Origin of the sequence: Terrisphaera buseokensis (assembly GCF_047521145.2) — a bacterium.
In the GTDB taxonomy this organism is placed as follows: domain Bacteria; phylum Verrucomicrobiota; class Verrucomicrobiia; order Opitutales; family Opitutaceae; genus ER46.
Window position 1 is genome coordinate 3,462,570 of sequence record NZ_CM134186.1, and the last position, 17,043, is coordinate 3,479,612.

The following is a 17,043-nucleotide window of genomic DNA, read 5'->3' on the forward strand; positions in this document are numbered from 1 at the left end:
CTATAAGCCCCTCCCATGGAACAGCGCGGCGTCGAATCCACTGCTCCCGATTTCTATTCCTATTAGCACCCCTTACACGTTCGGTCCGGAGGGCTGAACGGCTTCGTTTCGTCCCGGAGGCTCGGAATGGAGCACGCGATGCACCAGGTCGCCGAGCGCGTGCGACATCAGCGGCTTCAACACCATTTCCCGCAGGCCGAGGGCCCTGGCGCGCTCGGGCGTGAGGGTCGCGCTATAACCGGTTGTCAGCACGATCGGCAAATCCGGCCGAAGCTCGAGCATCTGTCTCGCCAGGTCGGTGCCGGTCATGCCGGGCATCGCCAGATCGGTGAGCACGAGATCGTACTGCTGCGGACCGGTACGCAACGCCTTGACGGCTTCGACGGGATTCGTGTGCAAGTCGACGACGTAGCCCAGTCGCTGCAGCACGGCCTTCACCATCAGTGCGAGCGGGATTTCGTCCTCGACCACCAGGATGCGTTCACCCTGGCCGCGGGGCGTCTCCTGACCGGCCTCGGGCGACTCCGGCGTCGGGCTGAGATGCGCGGGAAAATAGAGATCGAACCGGGTGCCCTGCCCCGGCTCGCTCTGCACCGTGACCACGCCGTCGTGCGCCTGCATGATGCCGTGCACCACCGCCAGCCCCAGTCCGGTGCCCTCGCCCGGCGCCTTGGTCGTGAAGAAGGGTTCGAAGATCCGTTCGAGCGTGGCCGCATCCATGCCATGGCCCGTGTCGGCGATGGTGAGCCGCAGGTACGGGCCGGCGTGGAGTCCGGGGTGGATGGCCGCGAGCGCCTCGGTCACCGCAAATTCCTCCAGCGTCACGCTCAAGCGCCCGGGCGCATCCCGCATCGCGTGCGCGGAGTTCGTCGCCAGATTCATGATCACCTGGTGAATCTGCGTGGGATCCGCGAGGACCGCCGGACCGCGGTGCGCCACGGCAGTTTCAAACGTGATGGTCGAGGGGATGGCGGCGCGGAGCAGTTTCAACGCCTCATCCACGATCGGCCAGAGCTGCATGAGTTTCCGCTGCTGCTCCTGCTGGCGGCTGAACGCCAGGATCTGGCGCACGAGATCCGCGGCCCGGCGACAGCCCTCGGATACCGCTTGCAGATATTCCACCACCTCGGGGTTGTCGCGCGTCTGCATCCGCGCCAGCTCGGTGTAGCCGCCGATCGCCCCGAGGACATTGTTGAAATCGTGCGCGATGCCGCCGGCGAGCGTGCCGATCGCCTCCATCTTCTGCGACTGCCGGAATTGATTCGCGAGCCGCTTCCGTTCGACAAACTGACCGATCTGCAGGCCGATCGCCGCAAAGGTCGCCAGCAAATCGGCGTCCACCGGGTGCGAACGCACGCTGAAGAAATTCAGCACGCCAATGACGTCGCCCCGCAGCCGCACGGGCACGCCAACGCCACTCTTCAGGCCGGCCTGCGTTGCGAGATCGCGGCGCACGAACCGTTCGTCAACCGTTACGTCCGGAATCCACACCGGCGCGTTTGAACTCCACACGGCACCGGGCACGCCCTGGCCCTTTCGCCAGGTGAGCGTGCGGCTCGCGGTTACGAACGCGTCCAGCGGCGCCGCCGGCACCTGCCAGATATCCGCACACTGCAGCATCCGGTTCGTGGGATCCGTCAGCCACAACTCACCCGTGTCCCAGCCGAGCCGCTGGCAGACGATTTCAATGATGCGGCGCCCCGTCTCGCTCAGCGGCGCCCCGTCGGCGAGCACCTGCGTCACGGCGTGCTGGACGGCGGTGCGCGTTTCCGCGCGTTTGCGTTCCGTGATGTCGACGACTGTCGCCAGCGAGCACGGTTCGCCCCCCAGCTCGAGCACGCGGATGGAAACGGCCACGTGCAACGGCCGGCCCGTGCGCGAGAAGACCGGCAGTTCCACGTTGTTCACCTCGCCGGTCACGGTCAGCTGGCTGCGCAAGCTCTGCACGGTTTCCTCGCGCAGAAGTCCCGCCTGGATCAGCGTACGGCCGACAATCTCCTCGCGCGTGCACTCGAAGAGGCGCAGGAACGCATCGTTGACCTCGATGTTGATGAGATCGCGCCGCCGGCTGATGGCGATCGCCGCCGGACTGGAACGAAACGCCCGCGAGAAACGCTCCTCGCTCTCACGCAACGCCTGCATGGCGATCTTGCGCTCGGTGATCTCGCGGGCGGTGCCGAGGATGCCGACGACGTTGCCCTGCGCGTCGCGCAGCTGGATTTTGGTCGTGAGGATGACGACGCGGCTGCCATCCGGCCGGACGAAGGTCCCTTCGCGATTGCGCACGGCCTGCCCCGCCAGCACCGCGAGTTCCGTCGCCCGGAACCGGACGGCCATCTCGGGCGGATAGAAATCGGCGTCGGTCTTGCCCATCACGTCGGCCGTGCTCGCGGCGCCGAGGTGCTGGGCGCACGCGGTGTTGGCCATGAGAAAACGACTCTCCGTGTCCTTGACGTAGATCGAGTCGGGGAGCACATCGAACACCGCGCGCAGCAGCGCGCGTTCGTGATCGAGCGCGGCTTCCGCCATCCGCCGCTCCGTGATGTCGATGTCGACCCCGATGAGGCGCTCGGGCCTGCCCGCCTCATCCCGCGAGACTTGGCCGCGCAGCAACCCCCAGCGCAGCCGTCCGTCCCGCAGCTGAAAACACAATTCCGCCGAGAACACGCCGTCATTCTCCAGCGCGTCGCGCCGGGCCTGGGCGTGAATTTCACGATACTCCGGCTTGATCAGCGCGAGGAAGTCCTGGATCCGGCCGGAGAATGTCCCCGGTTCGAAGCCCATGATGCGCTCCTGCTGGCGCGACCACACCACTTCGCCCGTCTTGAGGTCGCTGTCCCACACGCCGATATTGGCGGCCTCGCTGGCGAGCCGCATGCGTTCCTCGCTCTCGCGGAGCGCGGTCTCGGCCCGGCGCCGGGCGGTGATGTCCGCCGTGTAGCCGTACCACAACAGCGAACCGTCCGGCTGGAGTTCCGGCAGCGACCGTGCGTCCACCCAGATGTATCCGCGCTCCGGATGCCGCACGCGGAACTCCGCCACGAACGGTCCCATCCTCCGGGCCGCATCCGCCTCCGCCGCCTCATAGTCCGGGAGGTCGTCGGGGTGGATTGCCCGCAACACCGGAGTCGCGTCGTCGCGAATCTGCGCCGGGCTCAGTCCCGTCATCTCCGACCAACCGGCGCTCGCATACGGAATGGAAATGTGTCCGTCGACGCCGCTGCGCATGATGTAGATCGCGCCCGGCAACGCCTTGGTCAGGCGCGTCAGCAAGGCCTCGGCCTGCAGCCGTCCGGCGATTTCCACCTCGGTTTGGTTGCGCGCGGTGATGTCGCGCAGGAAGGCCACATGCCGCGGAGCGCCGCCGGAGCGGGTTTCCGTCACCGTCACTTCCAGCGGAACGCTCCCGCCGTCCTGCCGGCGGCCCTGAGTGACGGTCCCCCGTGCCTCCACCGCCCCGCCTGTTTCCCGCCACCAACGCCCGGGGCTCCGGGCTTCGCCGGTACTTGCCGCGGCCGGAATGATGACGGCCACGTTCAGTCCGATGAGTTCCCCCTTCGTCCATCCGAAGATGGTGAGCGCAGCCGGATTCGCACTTTCGATGAGACCCGTCTCGTCGAACGTGATGATTCCGTCCGCGGCCGACGCCACAATGGCCGCGACGTTGGCCTGACTCTCGCGCAGCGCGGCATTGGACTGCTCGAGCTCCGCCGTGCGCGCCGCGACCCGCGCCTCCAGCTGCAGTTGCGCCTCCTGCAACGCTTGATCGGCCCGGCGGCTGCCCGCAAAATCGCGACTGATCGCCACCAGCAGCACGATGACAAAGGCAACTACGAGGCCGCCGCCGGCCACAGTGACGGCAGCGACGTTCCGGGCTGTGCGCCGCGTGATCTCTTTAAGGTCCATCAGCTGCATCCGCTCCGCCCGCTCCCAGTTTCCGAGCAACGTCGAAACCTCCTGGCGCAGCCGCTCGCTTTCACTCATCACCGGTGACCCGAGCAAGGCGGCCAGGGTCATGGAGCGCGCCAGGATGAATGCCTCTCCGGCGAGATCCATATGTCGGCGAACCAGCGGTGCAATGCGCGCCAGCGCCTCGGCTTCGGCGGCATCATTGCCCGTCTGCCTGTCCAGACGCGCCAACGTCTCGCGAAGCTGCGACTGCTCCCACCGATGCGCCTCCTCGAATTCCGGTGCCGGCTTGAGCGCATAGCGAGCGGCGGTGCCCTGCAGCGCGTTCATTTCCACGCGCATTTCCCGAAGGGCGGAGATGACCTCGTGCGAATGCTCGAGTCGTTCCGTGTCCTCACGCAACCGGGAGACACTGATGAACGATGCCAGTCCGATGCCCGCCGTGCACAAGACCCCCGCCGCGAACGCCGCTCGCACTTTCAGCTGGGTCCGATCAATGGTCGTGGCTCGGGTCGCAATGCTCTCCCGCGCCCGATGGAGGCTTTCCGTCAACAGACTCACGAGGACGCCGGAGACAATAAAAATGAGCCACTGCACCGCCTCGCCACTCCCTTCGACGCCAAATTCCAGCGTAGGCTGAAACAGCAGAACCTGCGCCCCCGCTCCCGCAATCGCCGTCGCGAGCAGCCCGGGGCCGAGTCCACCCACATACGCAGTCAAAAGCACCGCCAGCAGCAACTCGCCGAAAAACGACTGAGCGACGGCCGGATCGGAAAAGGACAGCCGAACCAGCAGGCCACCCAGGGCGGCGGCCACCGCAAAGCCATATCCTGCCGGCCGGCCTCGCCACGCCGCTCGCACACGAGAGAACCCGCGCGCCTGCGGAGCCGAAACCGGTTGAAGTGTGACAGGATTGATCAAGTGGGTTGCGTGGGGGGTGGCGCAATTGCCCAAGGAAGTGGTCTGCCGACAGTGTGGTCGCTAGCGGATTTTTGAGCTACGCACAAACTGTCATTGGCTCCGCATACATTGTTGAGTCCCGATCAAGCGAACCGGTCTGGTGATCACTCCTGTCCGTCTCTGTTTCCCGGCCAATTCCCCTCTTGCTAAGGCCCGCCGCGGTCTCTGTCCTCTGGCCTTTATTGCCCTCTGAAAATGACCTCCGCTGAGATTCGCCAGAGCTTCCTCGATTTCTTCGCCCGGCAGGGACACACGATCGTCCCGTCGTCGTCGCTGCTCCCGGATTCGCCCGGGTTGCTCTTCACGAACGCCGGCATGAACCAGTTCGTGCCCATCTTCCTCGGCGATCGCGCCCCGGATGTTTCCAAATGGGCCGGCGTGCGCCCGGCGAAGGATACCCGCGCCGCGGATACGCAGAAATGCATCCGCGCCGGCGGCAAGCACAACGACCTCGAGGACGTCGGTTTCGATACCTACCACCACACGATGTTCGAGATGCTGGGCAACTGGTCCTTCGGCGATTACTTCAAGAAGGAGTCGGTGACGTGGGGCTGGGAGCTGATCACGAAGGTCTGGGGCATTCCGCCGAAGCGGCTGTTCGCGACCGTGTACTCGCCGGACAAGAGCAAGGGCGATCCCTCCGAGTTCGACCAGGAAGCCTATGACATCTGGGCCGGCATCTTCCGGAAGGAAGGACTCGACCCGGCCGTGCACATCGTCAACGGCAACAAGAAGGACAATTTCTGGATGATGGGCGACACCGGTCCCTGCGGCCCGTGCTCCGAGATTCATTTCAACCTGCTGCCTTCCGACGATGAGGCGGCCGGTCGGAAACTGGTCAACGCGAGCAGCCCGCGCTGCATCGAGATCTGGAATCACGTCTTCATCCAGTTCAACGCGAACGCCGACGGCACCTTCTCGCCGCTCGCCGCGAAGCACGTCGACACCGGCATGGGCTTCGAGCGCGTCGCCGGCATTCACGCGACGACGAAGGGCTTCAAGGAATTCAGCGCCGATCCTTCCAACTACGAGGCTGACGTCTTCGCGCCGCTGTTTGCGAAGATCACCGCGCTCTCAGGCAAGACCTACCTGCGCACCGTGCCCACGAAGCGCGAGGGCCTGACCGAGCAGGAGAACACCGACGTCGCTTTCCGCGTCCTCGCCGATCACGCCCGCTGCGTGTCGTGCGCCATCGCCGACAACATTCTCCCCGGCAACGAAGGCCGGAACTACGTCATCCGCCGCATTCTGCGCCGCGGCATCCTGTACGGAAAGAAACTGGGCCTGCAGACCGGTTTCTTCGAGCAGCTCGTCGCCCCTGTCGTCGAGTCGCTGGGCGTCGTCTTCCCGGAATTGACGGAGCGCCAGGACATCGTCCGCCGCGTGATTCGCAGCGAAGAGGAAAGCTTCGGCCGCACGCTCGATCGCGGACTCCAGAATTTCGCCAAGGCGGCCGCCGGTGGAAACATCGCCGGCAGTGCGGCGTTCGAGCTCTACGACACCTACGGCTTCCCGCTCGACATGACGCAGCTGCTCGCGACCGAGCGCGGTCTCACCGTGGACACGGCCGGTTTCGAGGCCGAGATGGAAAAGCAGCGTGAACGCGGCCGCGCGGCGCAGAAGAAGGAAATCCTGATCGCCGCCACCGAGGGCGACACTGCGGATCTCAAGCCCACGACGTTCCTCGGCTACACGGCCACGCACGCGCACGCGAAACTGATCGACGTGATCAAGGCCGACAAGGAGACCTTCCTCGTCTTTGACCAGACGCCGTTCTACGCGGAGATGGGCGGCCAGACCGGCGACGCCGGCACCGCGTTGATCAACGGCACGCTCGTCCATCTCACCGATTGCGTGAAGGACAAGGCCGGCCGCTTCCTGCATCGCGTCGGAGACGACGCGAATCTGAAATCTCAGATCTCAGATCTCAAATCCGGCGCCACCGCCGAGCTCGCCGTCGATGTCCCGCGCCGCCGTGCCATCAACCGCCACCACAGCGCCGCGCACTTGATTCACTGGGCGCTGCGCAAGGTCCTCGGCACGCACGTCCGCCAGGCCGGTACGTCGAAGACCGCGGATCGCATGCGCTTTGACTTCTCCCACTTCGAGGCCGTCACGCACGCGCAGCTCCTCGAAGTCGAGCAGCTCGTGAACGCCAAGGTCATCGACAACGCGAAAGTCGAATCCTACGAAACTGAGTTCGACAAGAAGCCGGAAGGCACCCTCGCCTTCTTCGGCGACAAGTACGGCAAGATCGTCCGTGTCGTCGACATCGGCGGCTACAGCCGCGAGCTCTGCGGCGGCACGCACGTCGCCAGCACCGGCGAGATCGGCGTGATCAAAGTCGTCGCCGAGATGGCCATCGCCGCCGGCACGCGCCGCATCGAAGCCGTCGCCGGCCAGCCCGCGCTCGACTTCGTCGCCTCGCGCGAGGCCGCCCTCGCCGCGGTCGGCGCGCATCTCTCCGCCGGCCCCGCCGACGTCGTCAAGAAACTCGAGTCGGTGCTCGCGCACCAGAAGGAGCTCGAGAAGCAGTTGAAGGCGTTCCAGCAAAAAGCCATCGCCGGCCTCGCCACGGAACTCGCCGCCGGCGCGGCCACGCGGGACGGACTCAAGTTTGTCTCCGCGCTCGTGCCGATCGACGAACCCGAAGCGTTGCGCTCCTTGGGTTCGCAGGTCCTCGCGCAGATCGGCGAAGGCGTCGTCCAACTCGGCGCCGCGTTCGGCGATCGCGCCAGCCTCGTCGCCTTCTGCTCTCCCGCGGCGATCAAGGCCGGTCATCAGGCCGGCAAGATCATCCAGGCGATCAGCGCGCAAATTGGCGGCAAGGGCGGCGGCAAACCCGACTTCGCCATGGGTGGCGGCAAGGATGTCGCCAAACTCGCCGATGTACTGAAGGCGTGACGGGTCTGTGGCTACGAGCGCCAGCGAGTGGCCGATCATCCCCTCGCCGACGCTCGTAGCCATGGCCTGACGCGGGCGTGTCGCTCCGCGTTGCAATTCGCGACTTCCTCCCAACGTTTTCCCGCATGACGGCAGACTTGCGCCCGATCATCGAAGACATCGCCAGCCGCGCGGACGATTTTCTCGCGGGCAGCAGCCATCGCGCGCAGGCGCGGGCAGGGATCGAGGAAGTCGTGACGATGGACTATCCGACGTTGAATCCCGACGACCGCAAGGTGGTGGTCGGCGGCGTCATGAGCGTGCTCGAGGACGAGGATTTCTTCGGCACGGAGTTCGTCGGCGATCCGTTCTCGGATCCGGAAGAGGCCGACGAGGAGTAAGGTCGTGAGCGGAACTGGGACCGCGACCGCCCCCGGTCGCATTGGATTCGATCCGATCGATTGAATACTAACGGTCGGCAGCGACCGGGGGCGGTCGCGGTCCCACAAAAGCCAGCCAATCACCGTCGCCAGCCGCGATCCGCCACCTTGTCCGCATCCCGCTTCCGCGGCGGCGGCACCACGGGAGCAACGGGCTTCGCAGCCTTGCGCAGCACCTTGATCATGTCCTGAAAATCCTTCGGCAGCGGCGCGCGCAGATCGAGTTCCTTGCCGGAGATCGGATGAGCCAGCACGAGGTGCTCGGCGTGCAGCATCACGCGCTGCGGCTGTTTCGACAGGCGCTCGTCCTCTTTCCAGCCGTACAACGGATCGCCGAGAATCGGATGACCGAGCGATTTCAGGTGCACGCGAATCTGGTGCGTGCGGCCGGTGAAAATCTGACAGCGCATCAACGCCGCGATGTCGCCGAACGCCTCGACGCGCTCCCACGAGGTGCGCGCCGGCTTGCCGCCCTCCCCGATCGTCATGCGATGCCGGTGCGTCGGGTGCCGGGAAATTGCGCGGTCGATCGTGCCGCTGAGCAGGCCCGGTGCGCCGGCGACCAGCGCGAGATATTCCTTCTTCAACGTCCGGGTCGCGAACTGATCGGCGAGCGCGCGATGAGCCCGATCCGACTTCGCCACCACGATCACGCCGGTGGTTTCCTTGTCGAGCCGGTGCACGATGCCCGGACGCTCGACGCCGCCAATGCCGCTCAACGAATCCGCACAGTGCGACAGCAACGCGTGCACGAGCGTGTCCTCACCGGTCGCCGCGCCCGGATGCACGATCATGCCGGAGGCCTTGTTGACGGCCAGCATGTGCTTGTCCTCGAACAGCACGTCGAGCGGGATGTCCACGCCCTTGAGCTCCGCCGCGACCACATCGGGAAACGAAAACTCCAGCACGTCCCCGCCCGCGACGCTCTGATCGCGCTTGATGGCAGCGCCGCGGAGCGTCACGCGCCCCGCGTCAAACGCGCGTTGCAGCGCAGTCCGGCTGTGCTCGGGAAACGCGAGCGCCAGCGCCTTGTCGGCGCGCAGGTGCCGGATGCCTTCGGGAAGAGTGTAGGAGTGTGCCATGACCGGATTCAGGCTGCAGTGGCCTCGATCCGACCGATGGTGGCAAGCATCTCCCGGCGGGTGGCGTCGGGCACATCCGCGATTTCCCAGCCGTTGCGCACCACTCCGGCAATCTCCTGGTGCGAAAACGTCAGGTCTTGCGCGAGCGCCGTGTACTCGTCCGTCAGCGAATTACCGAAGCACAGCGGGTCGTCGGTGCTGACCGTGCAACGCACGCCGGCCTGCAGCAGGCGGCGGATCGGGTGATCCTTCATCGACGGCACGACCTGCAGGCCGACGTTGCTCAACGGGCAGACATCGAACGTCGCGCCGCACTCGACGGCGAGTTTCACGACCGCCGGATCCTCAATCGCGCGCACGCCATGCTGGATGCGGCGCACGCCCAGCACCTCGATCGCCTCGCGCACGCGGGCGGGACCGTCGAACTCGCCGGCGTGGCACTTGGTGATCTTGCCGGCCGCGCACAGTTTCGCCCAGACGGCGGCGGTGTCGGGATGCGTGAGCATCGTCTCGAAGCCATGCAGGTCGACGCCCGCAAGCGCCTCCCAGGTATGCAGCTGATCGATGACCGGACGGAGTTCACCGCCGAGATCGCTGCGCAGCATGCCGGCAAACACCCGGACCTCCAGCGTCGCCGGGGCCGCAGCGCGAATCGCGGCGATGATGTCAGGGCCCTGCACGTTGATGAAACCGGTGACGGGCAGATGGAAGCTCGTCTCGACGTAGCGCACGTTCTGCGCGACGTGCTTCGCAAAAATTACCTTTGCCGCCTCGTGGTAACGCTCGGCCGTGGTGAACCAGGGCAGCGCGTGGTCGAGCAGGATGCGTTCGAAATCGGGAAAGGTCGCATAACGATACGACGGCGAACGAAACTGCGGATCAGCCGGCCACTGCTGCGGGTCCCACGCGCACAGCAATTCGTAGGGCAGCGCGCCCTCGAGGTGGAGATGCGTCTCCGTTTTCGGCAGGGCCTGGATGAAATCGCGCATCATGAAATCGAGAGAGGAACCGAACGGGATCGCGGAAGGACCGTCGTGAAAAGTTGAAGGTTGAAAGGTGAAAGTTGAAAGCCCGGACAAGGATGAGGTCGTTCAACTTTCAACCTTCACCTTTCAACTGTCTGGCGGGAGGCTATTTCTTTCCGAGCAGATACTCCGGATTCAATTTGTGCAGCGCCTTCGGCACGAACGTTCCGTCCTTCCGGATCAGTTTGCCGTCGAACCAGATTTCGCCGCCGCCGTGCTCGGGCCGCTGGATGCACACCATGTCCCAGTGGACCTGCGACTTGTTGCCATTGCCCACGGTCTCGTACGCCTGGCCCGGGGTGAAATGGAAGGAGCCCGCGATCTTCTCGTCGAACAGGATGTCCCGCATCGGCTCGACGATGTGCGGGTTGAAACCCAGCGCGAACTCGCCGATGTAGCGCGCGCCGGCATCGCTATCGAGAATCTCGTTGAGGCGTTTCGTATTGTTCGACGTCGCTTCGACGATGCGACCTTTCTTGAAGACGAGCCGGATGTTGTCGAACGACGCGCCGAGATAAACCGTGGGCGCGTTGTACTGGATCACTCCCTCAACGCTGTCCTTCACCGGACACGAGAACACCTCGCCGTCGGGAATGTTGCGCAGGCCGCCGCACGGTTGCGCGCCAATGCCCTTGATCGAGAAACGCAGGTCGGTGCCGGGACCCTTGATGTGGACGCGGTCAGTCTTCGTCATCAGGTCGCCGAGGGCTTTCATGCCGGGCGTCATGCGCCCGTAGTCGAGCGTGCACACCTTGAAATAAAAATTCTCGAACGCCTCGGTGCTCATGCCGGCCTGCTGCGCCATCGCCGAACTCGGCCAGCGCAGCACGACCCACTTCGTCTTGCCGACGCGATGATCGAGCACCGGCTTCATCAGCCGCGAGACGAGCTGTACTTTTTCGGACGGAACATCCGACGCCTCGAAAATATTCTCGGAGCCGCGCATCGCGATGTACGCATCCATTTTCTGCATGCGCGCCAGCTCCACCTCGGCGTGCGGGGCATACTGCTCCTCTGCGGCCCCAAGCGTCAGCTCGCGGGTGACGCGGGCCCGGTGGATCTGCACGTACGGATGTGCGCCGCGTGCGCGCGTCGCCCGGATCAAGGCGATCACCATGGCGTCGGGCACATCGAAGGCGTCAATCAGCACACGCTCACCCGGCTTGAGCGCGGTGGAAAATCCGACGAGGCCCTGGGCAAGTTCGGAGAAGCGAGGATCGATGATCATGTGGCGCGAAACTAACGCGCCGGACCCGTGGCGTCGCAAGGGGGAAGTTTGTTTCGGGAAGGCCGCCTGCTCGTGGCGGCGTTAACCCCCGGCGGATGTTGCCTCGTCCGCGAGGGAAGCGTCCGGGTCGTGTCACCGCGCGCCACTGGACGGAAAACAAATCCGCCCCACGGCCTCGTCGAAATCCGCCGCGCCGCGCAGGATGTCGATCTCCAGCCGCAGGTAGTAGAGCGGCAACGGACACGGCAGCGATTCGCTGATGCGCACCGCGTCCTTCTCGGTCGTGACCAGACACTCGGCGCGTTCGCGTTGTGCGAGTGCGAAGAGTTCGGCGAGATCCTCGCGTTCGAACCGATAGTGATCGAGGAAGCGTTCGCGGCCGACCAGCACGGCGCCGAGATCGCGCAGGAATTTCTCAAAGCTCTCCGGCGTGGCGATGCCGCTGAACGCGAGGACGCGGCGTCCCTTCAGGTACGTGAGCGGCGAGCGGGCGCCGGGCGATTCCGGCGGCACGCCGAAACGCTGCAGGTACTGCGGCCGATGCGCACACTCGATGACGTCGACGCCGGGGTTGTGCCTTTGAATCAAGGCCTCGAGATCCGGATCGCGCTGCCCGTTGGACTTCGTGAGGAAGATGTAGCTCGCGCGTTTCAGGTGCTTGATCGGTTCGCGCAGAATACCGCGCGGCAACAGGTGGCCGTTGCCAAAGGGATTGGTCTTGTCGACCAGCAGCAGGTTCAGGCGGCCCTTCAGCGGCAGGTATTGAAATCCGTCGTCGAGCACGAGGGTGTCGCAGCCGAATTTCTTGATCGCGAACTCGCCGGACTTCACCCGGTTCTTGTCCACCAGCACGACGACGCCGGGGAGGTTCTTCGCGAGCATGAAGGGCTCATCGCCGGCCTGTTCGCTGTCGAGCAGCACGTGCTCGCCGTCGCTCACGATGCGCGGCGGTGGCTCTTCGGCGTGCGTCAGCGACCACCACCACTTCTTCCACAACGGCGTGGACTTGCTCTTGTAGCCGCGCGTCAGGATGGCGACCTTGCGACCGCGATCGCGCAGGGCGCGGGCGAACTTTTCGACGACGGGCGTCTTGCCGGTGCCGCCGACGGTGAGATTGCCGACCACCACGACGAGGCAGCCGAGCGGCTGGTCATGGAAGATGCGATGGCGGTAAAGCCACAGGCGGGCCTGCGCGATGCCGTTGAACAACCAGGACAGGGTCTGCAGGAAAGCGCCGTAACAGGCTGGTCCGGCTCCCGCGCGCCGCCCGTAGATCACGTCGATCGTATAGAGCTCGAGGGCGTTGAAGTGCTTCTTGAGCCAGGGCTGGGACATTGCGTAGTGGGAATGAAGGTTGACGCCCCGGTCCACGTAAACAGTTTTTCGAGCGCCTACGCGCACTCCTCATGAGCTACAAACTCTTCATTCCCGGTCCCATTGCCGTCTCGGAGAAAACCCTCCGCGCCATGTCGCAGCCCATGATCGGGCATCGCAGCACGGACTTCGTCGCGCTCTACAACTCGATCCAGCCTGAACTGCAGGCGATCGCGTACACGAAGGATCCCGTGTACCTCTCGACGAGCAGCGCGTGGGGCGTGATGGAAGGTTCGATCCGCAACGTCGTCAAAAAGAAGGTGCTGAACTGCATGAACGGCGCGTTCTCGGACAAGTGGTACGACGTCGCCCTCCGCTGCGGCAAGCAGGCCACCGCGCTGAAGTTCGAATGGGGCCAGCCCGTCGATCCCGAGGCCGTGCGCAAGGAACTCGCCACCGGCGCCTACGACGCCCTCACGCTGATCCACAACGAGACGTCGTGCGGCTGCATGAGCGATCTCGCCGCGATCATGAAAGTGGTGCGCGAATTTCCCGACGTCATCGCGATCGTCGACACGGTCAGCTCGCTCAGCGCGCTGCCGATCAAGAAGGACGAACTCGGCATCGACGTCCTCGTCAGCGGCTCGCAGAAGGCGTTCGCCCTGCCCCCCGGCCTGTCGTTCCTCTCGGTGTCGAAGAAGGCGCTCGACCGCGCCGCGACGATGAACGATCGCGGCTATTATTTCGACTACGTGGAATTCCAGAAGAACCACGAGGCCGGCATGACGCCCAGCACGCCGGTGATTTCACTGTTCTACGCGCTGCGTTCGAAGCTCGACGACATCAAGGCCGAGGGCCTGGAAAACCGCTACGCCCGCCACGCGCGCCTGAATCAGACCGTGCGCGATTTCGTCTTCGGCAAGGGTTTCAAGCTCTTCCCGAAGGAAGGCTACGGCTCGGTCACGTTGAACTGCTTCGCGAATACGCAGGGCATTGATCTCGCCGCGCTGAACAAAATTCTGAAGTCGAAGCACAAGCTCGTCATCGATGGTGGCTACGGAATACTGAAGGGAAAGACCTTCCGCATTTCCAACATGGGCGACGAGACCGATGAGACGATCGCCTCGATGCTGAAGTCGCTCGACTCGGCGCTCGCCGAAACGCCGAAGGCCACAGCTTAGGTCTCGGCTTGGGTTGCACAGGAGGTAACGAAGAAAACGGAGAGGCGAGTCTCCGGTGCAGACCGGATGGACTCCGTTGTCTCTGTTTCCTCCTGTGCGCACTTCCGGGTGAATCCGGCCCCGTTTCTCGGGTGAAAACGCCGCGTTTCGCCGCGATCGTGTAAAACAATTTCTTGCACTTCGTCGGTCCGCGGGTAACCGCTCGCATGACATGAAGTCACTTGTGATCGCCGAGAAGCCGTCCGTCGCCGCCGACCTCGCACGCGCGCTTGGCAAGGTGCCCAAGAAGGCCGACCACTACGAAAACGACGAGTACGTCATCTCCTACGCGCTCGGCCATCTGGTGGAACTCGAGATGCCGGAGGACATCGACAAGAAGAAATACGGCTTCTGGCGGCTCGAGACGCTGCCGATCATCCCGGAGAAGTTTGGACTCAAGCCGATTGAGGATTCAAAGGAGCGTTTCAACGCCCTGAAAAAGCTGCTCGCCCGCAAGGACGTCGACCAAGTTATCAACGCCTGTGACGCCGGGCGCGAGGGCGAGTTGATTTTCGCCTACCTGTATCAGCTCACCAAGTGCAAGCTGCCGGTGAAGCGCGCGTGGATGCAGACCATGACCACGGGCGGCATCCAGGAGGCGTTCAAGAATCTCCGCGAAGGTGCGAAGATGCACGGGCTCGAGGACGCGGCCCGCTGCCGCAGCGAGAGCGACTGGCTGATTGGCATCAACGGCACGCGTGCGCTCACGAAGCGCATGTTCGGTTCGCGCGCCGGCAACGTGGCGTCGGTCGGCCGCGTGCAGACCCCCACCCTTGCGATCGTCTACGCCCGCGAGCTGGAGATCAGGAATTTCAAGCCGCGCGACTACTGGCGCGTGACCGCGACGTTCGAGGTCGCGAAGGGCAAATACGAGGGCGTGTACCAGCGGGCGAATTTCAAGCGCGCGGAAAACGACGAGCATGATCGCATCGATCGCATCTGGGAAAAGGCCCTCGCCGAGGCCGTCGTCGCGGCCGCGCAGGGCCAGCCGCTCGCCAAGGTCACCGAGGAAAAGAAGGCCAGCACGCAGGCGTCGCCGCGGCTCTATGATCTGACCACGTTGCAGCGCGAGGCGAACAATCGCTTCGGCCTGCCGGCGCGCCGGACGCTGCAGATCGCGCAGGCGTTGTACGAGCGCCACAAGATGATCACCTATCCGCGTACGGATTCGCGCGCGCTGCCGGAAGATTACATTCCGACCGTCCGCGAGACGATGCAGAACCTCGGCGGCGATCTGGGCACGCACGCGCGCACGGTCCTCGATTCCGGCTGGGTGCGGCCGAACAAACGCATCTTCAACAACGAGCAGATCTCGGATCACTTTGCGATCATCCCGACCGCCCACGAGGCCAAGAACCTCGACGAGATGGAGGCCAAGCTGTTCGACATGATCGCGCGGCGGTTCGTCGCGGCGTTCTTTCCCGCGGCGGAGTTCGACGTCACGACGCGCATCAGCACCGTGGCACCCGGCCATGATTTCAAGACCGAGGGCAAGGTGCTCACCGCGCCCGGCTGGCTGGCAGTTTACGGCAAGAACACGGTCGACGACGACTCACCGGACTCGAAGGCGCTGCCGGCGCTGACCAAGGACGACGGCTCCCCCGCGCAGGCGAAGACGCTCGAGCCGACACTTCATTCCGAAACGACCAAGCCGCCGCCGCGGTACACGGAAGCGACGCTGCTCTCGGCCATGGAAGGTGCGGGCAAGCTCGTCGACGACGAAGAACTCGCGCAGGCGATGAAGGAGCGCGGTCTCGGCACGCCGGCGACGCGCGCCGACACCATCGACGGTCTGATCAATCAGAAGTACATCGACCGGCCGCAGCGTGAACTTATCCCGACCGCGAAGGCCGAGCAGTTGATCCAGTTTCTCGGCGCCGTGAAAGCGGACGCCCTCACCCAGCCCGCGATGACCGGCGAGTGGGAATTCAAGCTGCGCCAGATGGAGCACAACAAGTTCCCGCGGGCGAAGTTCATGGAGGAGGTCATCGATCAGACGAAGGGCATCATCGAACGCGTGAAAGGCTTCGAGGAGGATGACTCCGTCGCGCGCGAAACCACGATCCTCTCCCCCACCGACGGCAAGCCCCTGCGCGAGACGTTGCGTGGCTATAAATCACAGGACGGCGAGTTCATGATCTACAAGGTCATCGGCGGCCGCCGCATGGAGGAGGAGGAAGTGCGGCAGCTGGTCGACAAGGGTGCGATTGGTCCGCTTGACGGCTTCATCTCCGCGAAGACGCGCGCGCGCTTTTCGGCGCTGCTCAAGCTCGTCAAGGATGCGGAGACCGGAAAATTCAAGGCCGAGTACGATTTCGGCGACAAGGTCGATCTCGGCACCGTCGAGCCGTATTGGACGGATCCGAAGAGCGGCGGCCAGTTGTGCGAAGTCGGTTCGAGTCACATCCTGCGCGAGCGCGACGGCGAAGGCTGGAAGCAGACCTTCCGCATCGGCCGCCTGATGTGTCAGAAGCCGATCACGCGCGAGATGGCGCAGCAGCTCGTGGGCGACGGCAAGACCGAGCTGATCAAGGGATTCATTTCCAAGAAGGGCCGGCCCTTCGATGCGATCCTCAAGCGCGAGGGACCGAAATTCTCGTGGGAGTTTCCGCCGCGCGCACCGAAGCTCGACAAGGACGGCAAACCGATCGCGCGCAAAGCCAAGGCGCCGCCGGATCTCTCGAAGGGCACCGTGCTCGGTAAGAGCAAAATGCACAAGGACGCCGAGATCGTCGAAACCCCCGAGGCGTTTTACGTGCGCAAGCCGGATCAGGACAACCGGATCGTCTTCACGCTGAAGAAGGAACTCTGCGGCAAACAGATTCCGGCGGAAGAGGCGTTGAAGCTATTTGAGACCGGACGCACGGAGTTAATCCCGGGCTTCATGTCGAAACGCGGCATGCCGTTCGGCGCGTACCTCGTGCTCTCGAAGACCGGAGCCAAGGCGGAGTTCGAATTTCCGCCGCGGTAAGGTTCGAACGC

General features: G+C 64.5%; 9 protein-coding genes. 4 read left to right on the forward strand and 5 right to left on the reverse strand.

Translation table 11 applies throughout. From position 1 onward, the window contains the following. Positions 1-72: 72 nt before the first annotated feature. The gene (locus ACLJEU_RS13015) at positions 73-4,725 is read right to left on the reverse strand and encodes a PAS domain S-box protein (protein ID WP_414665019.1); all 4,653 of its coding nucleotides are present in this window, start codon (positions 4,723-4,725) and stop codon (positions 73-75) included. 339 nt (positions 4,726-5,064) lie between these two features. Between ACLJEU_RS13015 and alaS the strand changes: the two genes are divergently transcribed. Both alaS and ACLJEU_RS13025 read left to right on the forward strand, forming a co-directional pair. Next, a complete protein-coding gene (gene alaS, locus ACLJEU_RS13020; RefSeq protein ID WP_414665020.1) occupies positions 5,065-7,773 on the forward strand; it encodes an alanine--tRNA ligase in 2,709 nt (902 codons plus the stop codon). Between the two features lie 125 nt (positions 7,774-7,898). Next, the gene (locus tag ACLJEU_RS13025; RefSeq protein WP_414665021.1) at positions 7,899-8,153 is read left to right on the forward strand and encodes a hypothetical protein; all 255 of its coding nucleotides are present in this window, start codon (positions 7,899-7,901) and stop codon (positions 8,151-8,153) included. Between the two features lie 119 nt (positions 8,154-8,272). Here ACLJEU_RS13025 and ACLJEU_RS13030 read toward each other — a convergent pair whose 3' ends face one another. From ACLJEU_RS13030 to lpxK, 4 genes are all read right to left on the reverse strand, one after another. Beyond that, positions 8,273-9,274: an RluA family pseudouridine synthase gene (locus ACLJEU_RS13030; protein WP_414665022.1), complete on the reverse strand. Its 1,002-nt coding sequence runs from the start codon at positions 9,272-9,274 to the stop codon at positions 8,273-8,275. A gap of 8 nt (positions 9,275-9,282) precedes the next feature. Then, positions 9,283-10,266, reverse strand: a complete 984-nt coding sequence (locus tag ACLJEU_RS13035; protein WP_414665023.1) for an adenosine deaminase family protein — start codon at positions 10,264-10,266, stop codon at positions 9,283-9,285. A gap of 139 nt (positions 10,267-10,405) precedes the next feature. Next, positions 10,406-11,527, reverse strand: coding sequence for an aminopeptidase (locus ACLJEU_RS13040; RefSeq protein ID WP_414665024.1), 1,122 nt, complete (start codon positions 11,525-11,527; stop codon positions 10,406-10,408). Between the two features lie 132 nt (positions 11,528-11,659). After that, a complete protein-coding gene (gene lpxK / locus ACLJEU_RS13045; RefSeq protein ID WP_414665025.1) occupies positions 11,660-12,862 on the reverse strand; it encodes a tetraacyldisaccharide 4'-kinase in 1,203 nt (400 codons plus the stop codon). Positions 12,863-12,933: 71 nt separating this feature from the next. Between lpxK and ACLJEU_RS13050 the strand changes: the two genes are divergently transcribed. Both ACLJEU_RS13050 and ACLJEU_RS13055 read left to right on the forward strand, forming a co-directional pair. Next, on the forward strand, positions 12,934-14,022 hold the full coding sequence (locus tag ACLJEU_RS13050) for a pyridoxal-phosphate-dependent aminotransferase family protein (protein WP_414665026.1): 1,089 nt from the start codon (positions 12,934-12,936) through the stop codon (positions 14,020-14,022). Between the two features lie 211 nt (positions 14,023-14,233). Next, the gene (locus ACLJEU_RS13055; protein WP_414665027.1) at positions 14,234-17,032 is read left to right on the forward strand and encodes a type IA DNA topoisomerase; all 2,799 of its coding nucleotides are present in this window, start codon (positions 14,234-14,236) and stop codon (positions 17,030-17,032) included. The last annotated feature ends 11 nt before the right edge of the window (positions 17,033-17,043 follow it).

Excerpts from the sequence above, each read along its gene's own strand:
- alaS (WP_414665020.1), top strand. The coding sequence starts at position 5,065 with ATGACCTCCGCTGAGATTCGCCAGAGCTTCCTCGATTTCTTCGCCCGG.
- ACLJEU_RS13025 (WP_414665021.1), top strand. The coding sequence starts at position 7,899 with ATGACGGCAGACTTGCGCCCGATCATCGAAGACATCGCCAGCCGCGCG.
- ACLJEU_RS13030 (WP_414665022.1), bottom strand. The coding sequence starts at position 9,274 with ATGGCACACTCCTACACTCTTCCCGAAGGCATCCGGCACCTGCGCGCC.
- ACLJEU_RS13035 (WP_414665023.1), bottom strand. The coding sequence starts at position 10,266 with ATGATGCGCGATTTCATCCAGGCCCTGCCGAAAACGGAGACGCATCTC.
- ACLJEU_RS13040 (WP_414665024.1), bottom strand. The coding sequence starts at position 11,527 with ATGATCATCGATCCTCGCTTCTCCGAACTTGCCCAGGGCCTCGTCGGA.
- lpxK (WP_414665025.1), bottom strand. The coding sequence starts at position 12,862 with ATGTCCCAGCCCTGGCTCAAGAAGCACTTCAACGCCCTCGAGCTCTAT.
- ACLJEU_RS13050 (WP_414665026.1), top strand. The coding sequence starts at position 12,934 with ATGAGCTACAAACTCTTCATTCCCGGTCCCATTGCCGTCTCGGAGAAA.
- ACLJEU_RS13055 (WP_414665027.1), top strand. The coding sequence starts at position 14,234 with ATGAAGTCACTTGTGATCGCCGAGAAGCCGTCCGTCGCCGCCGACCTC.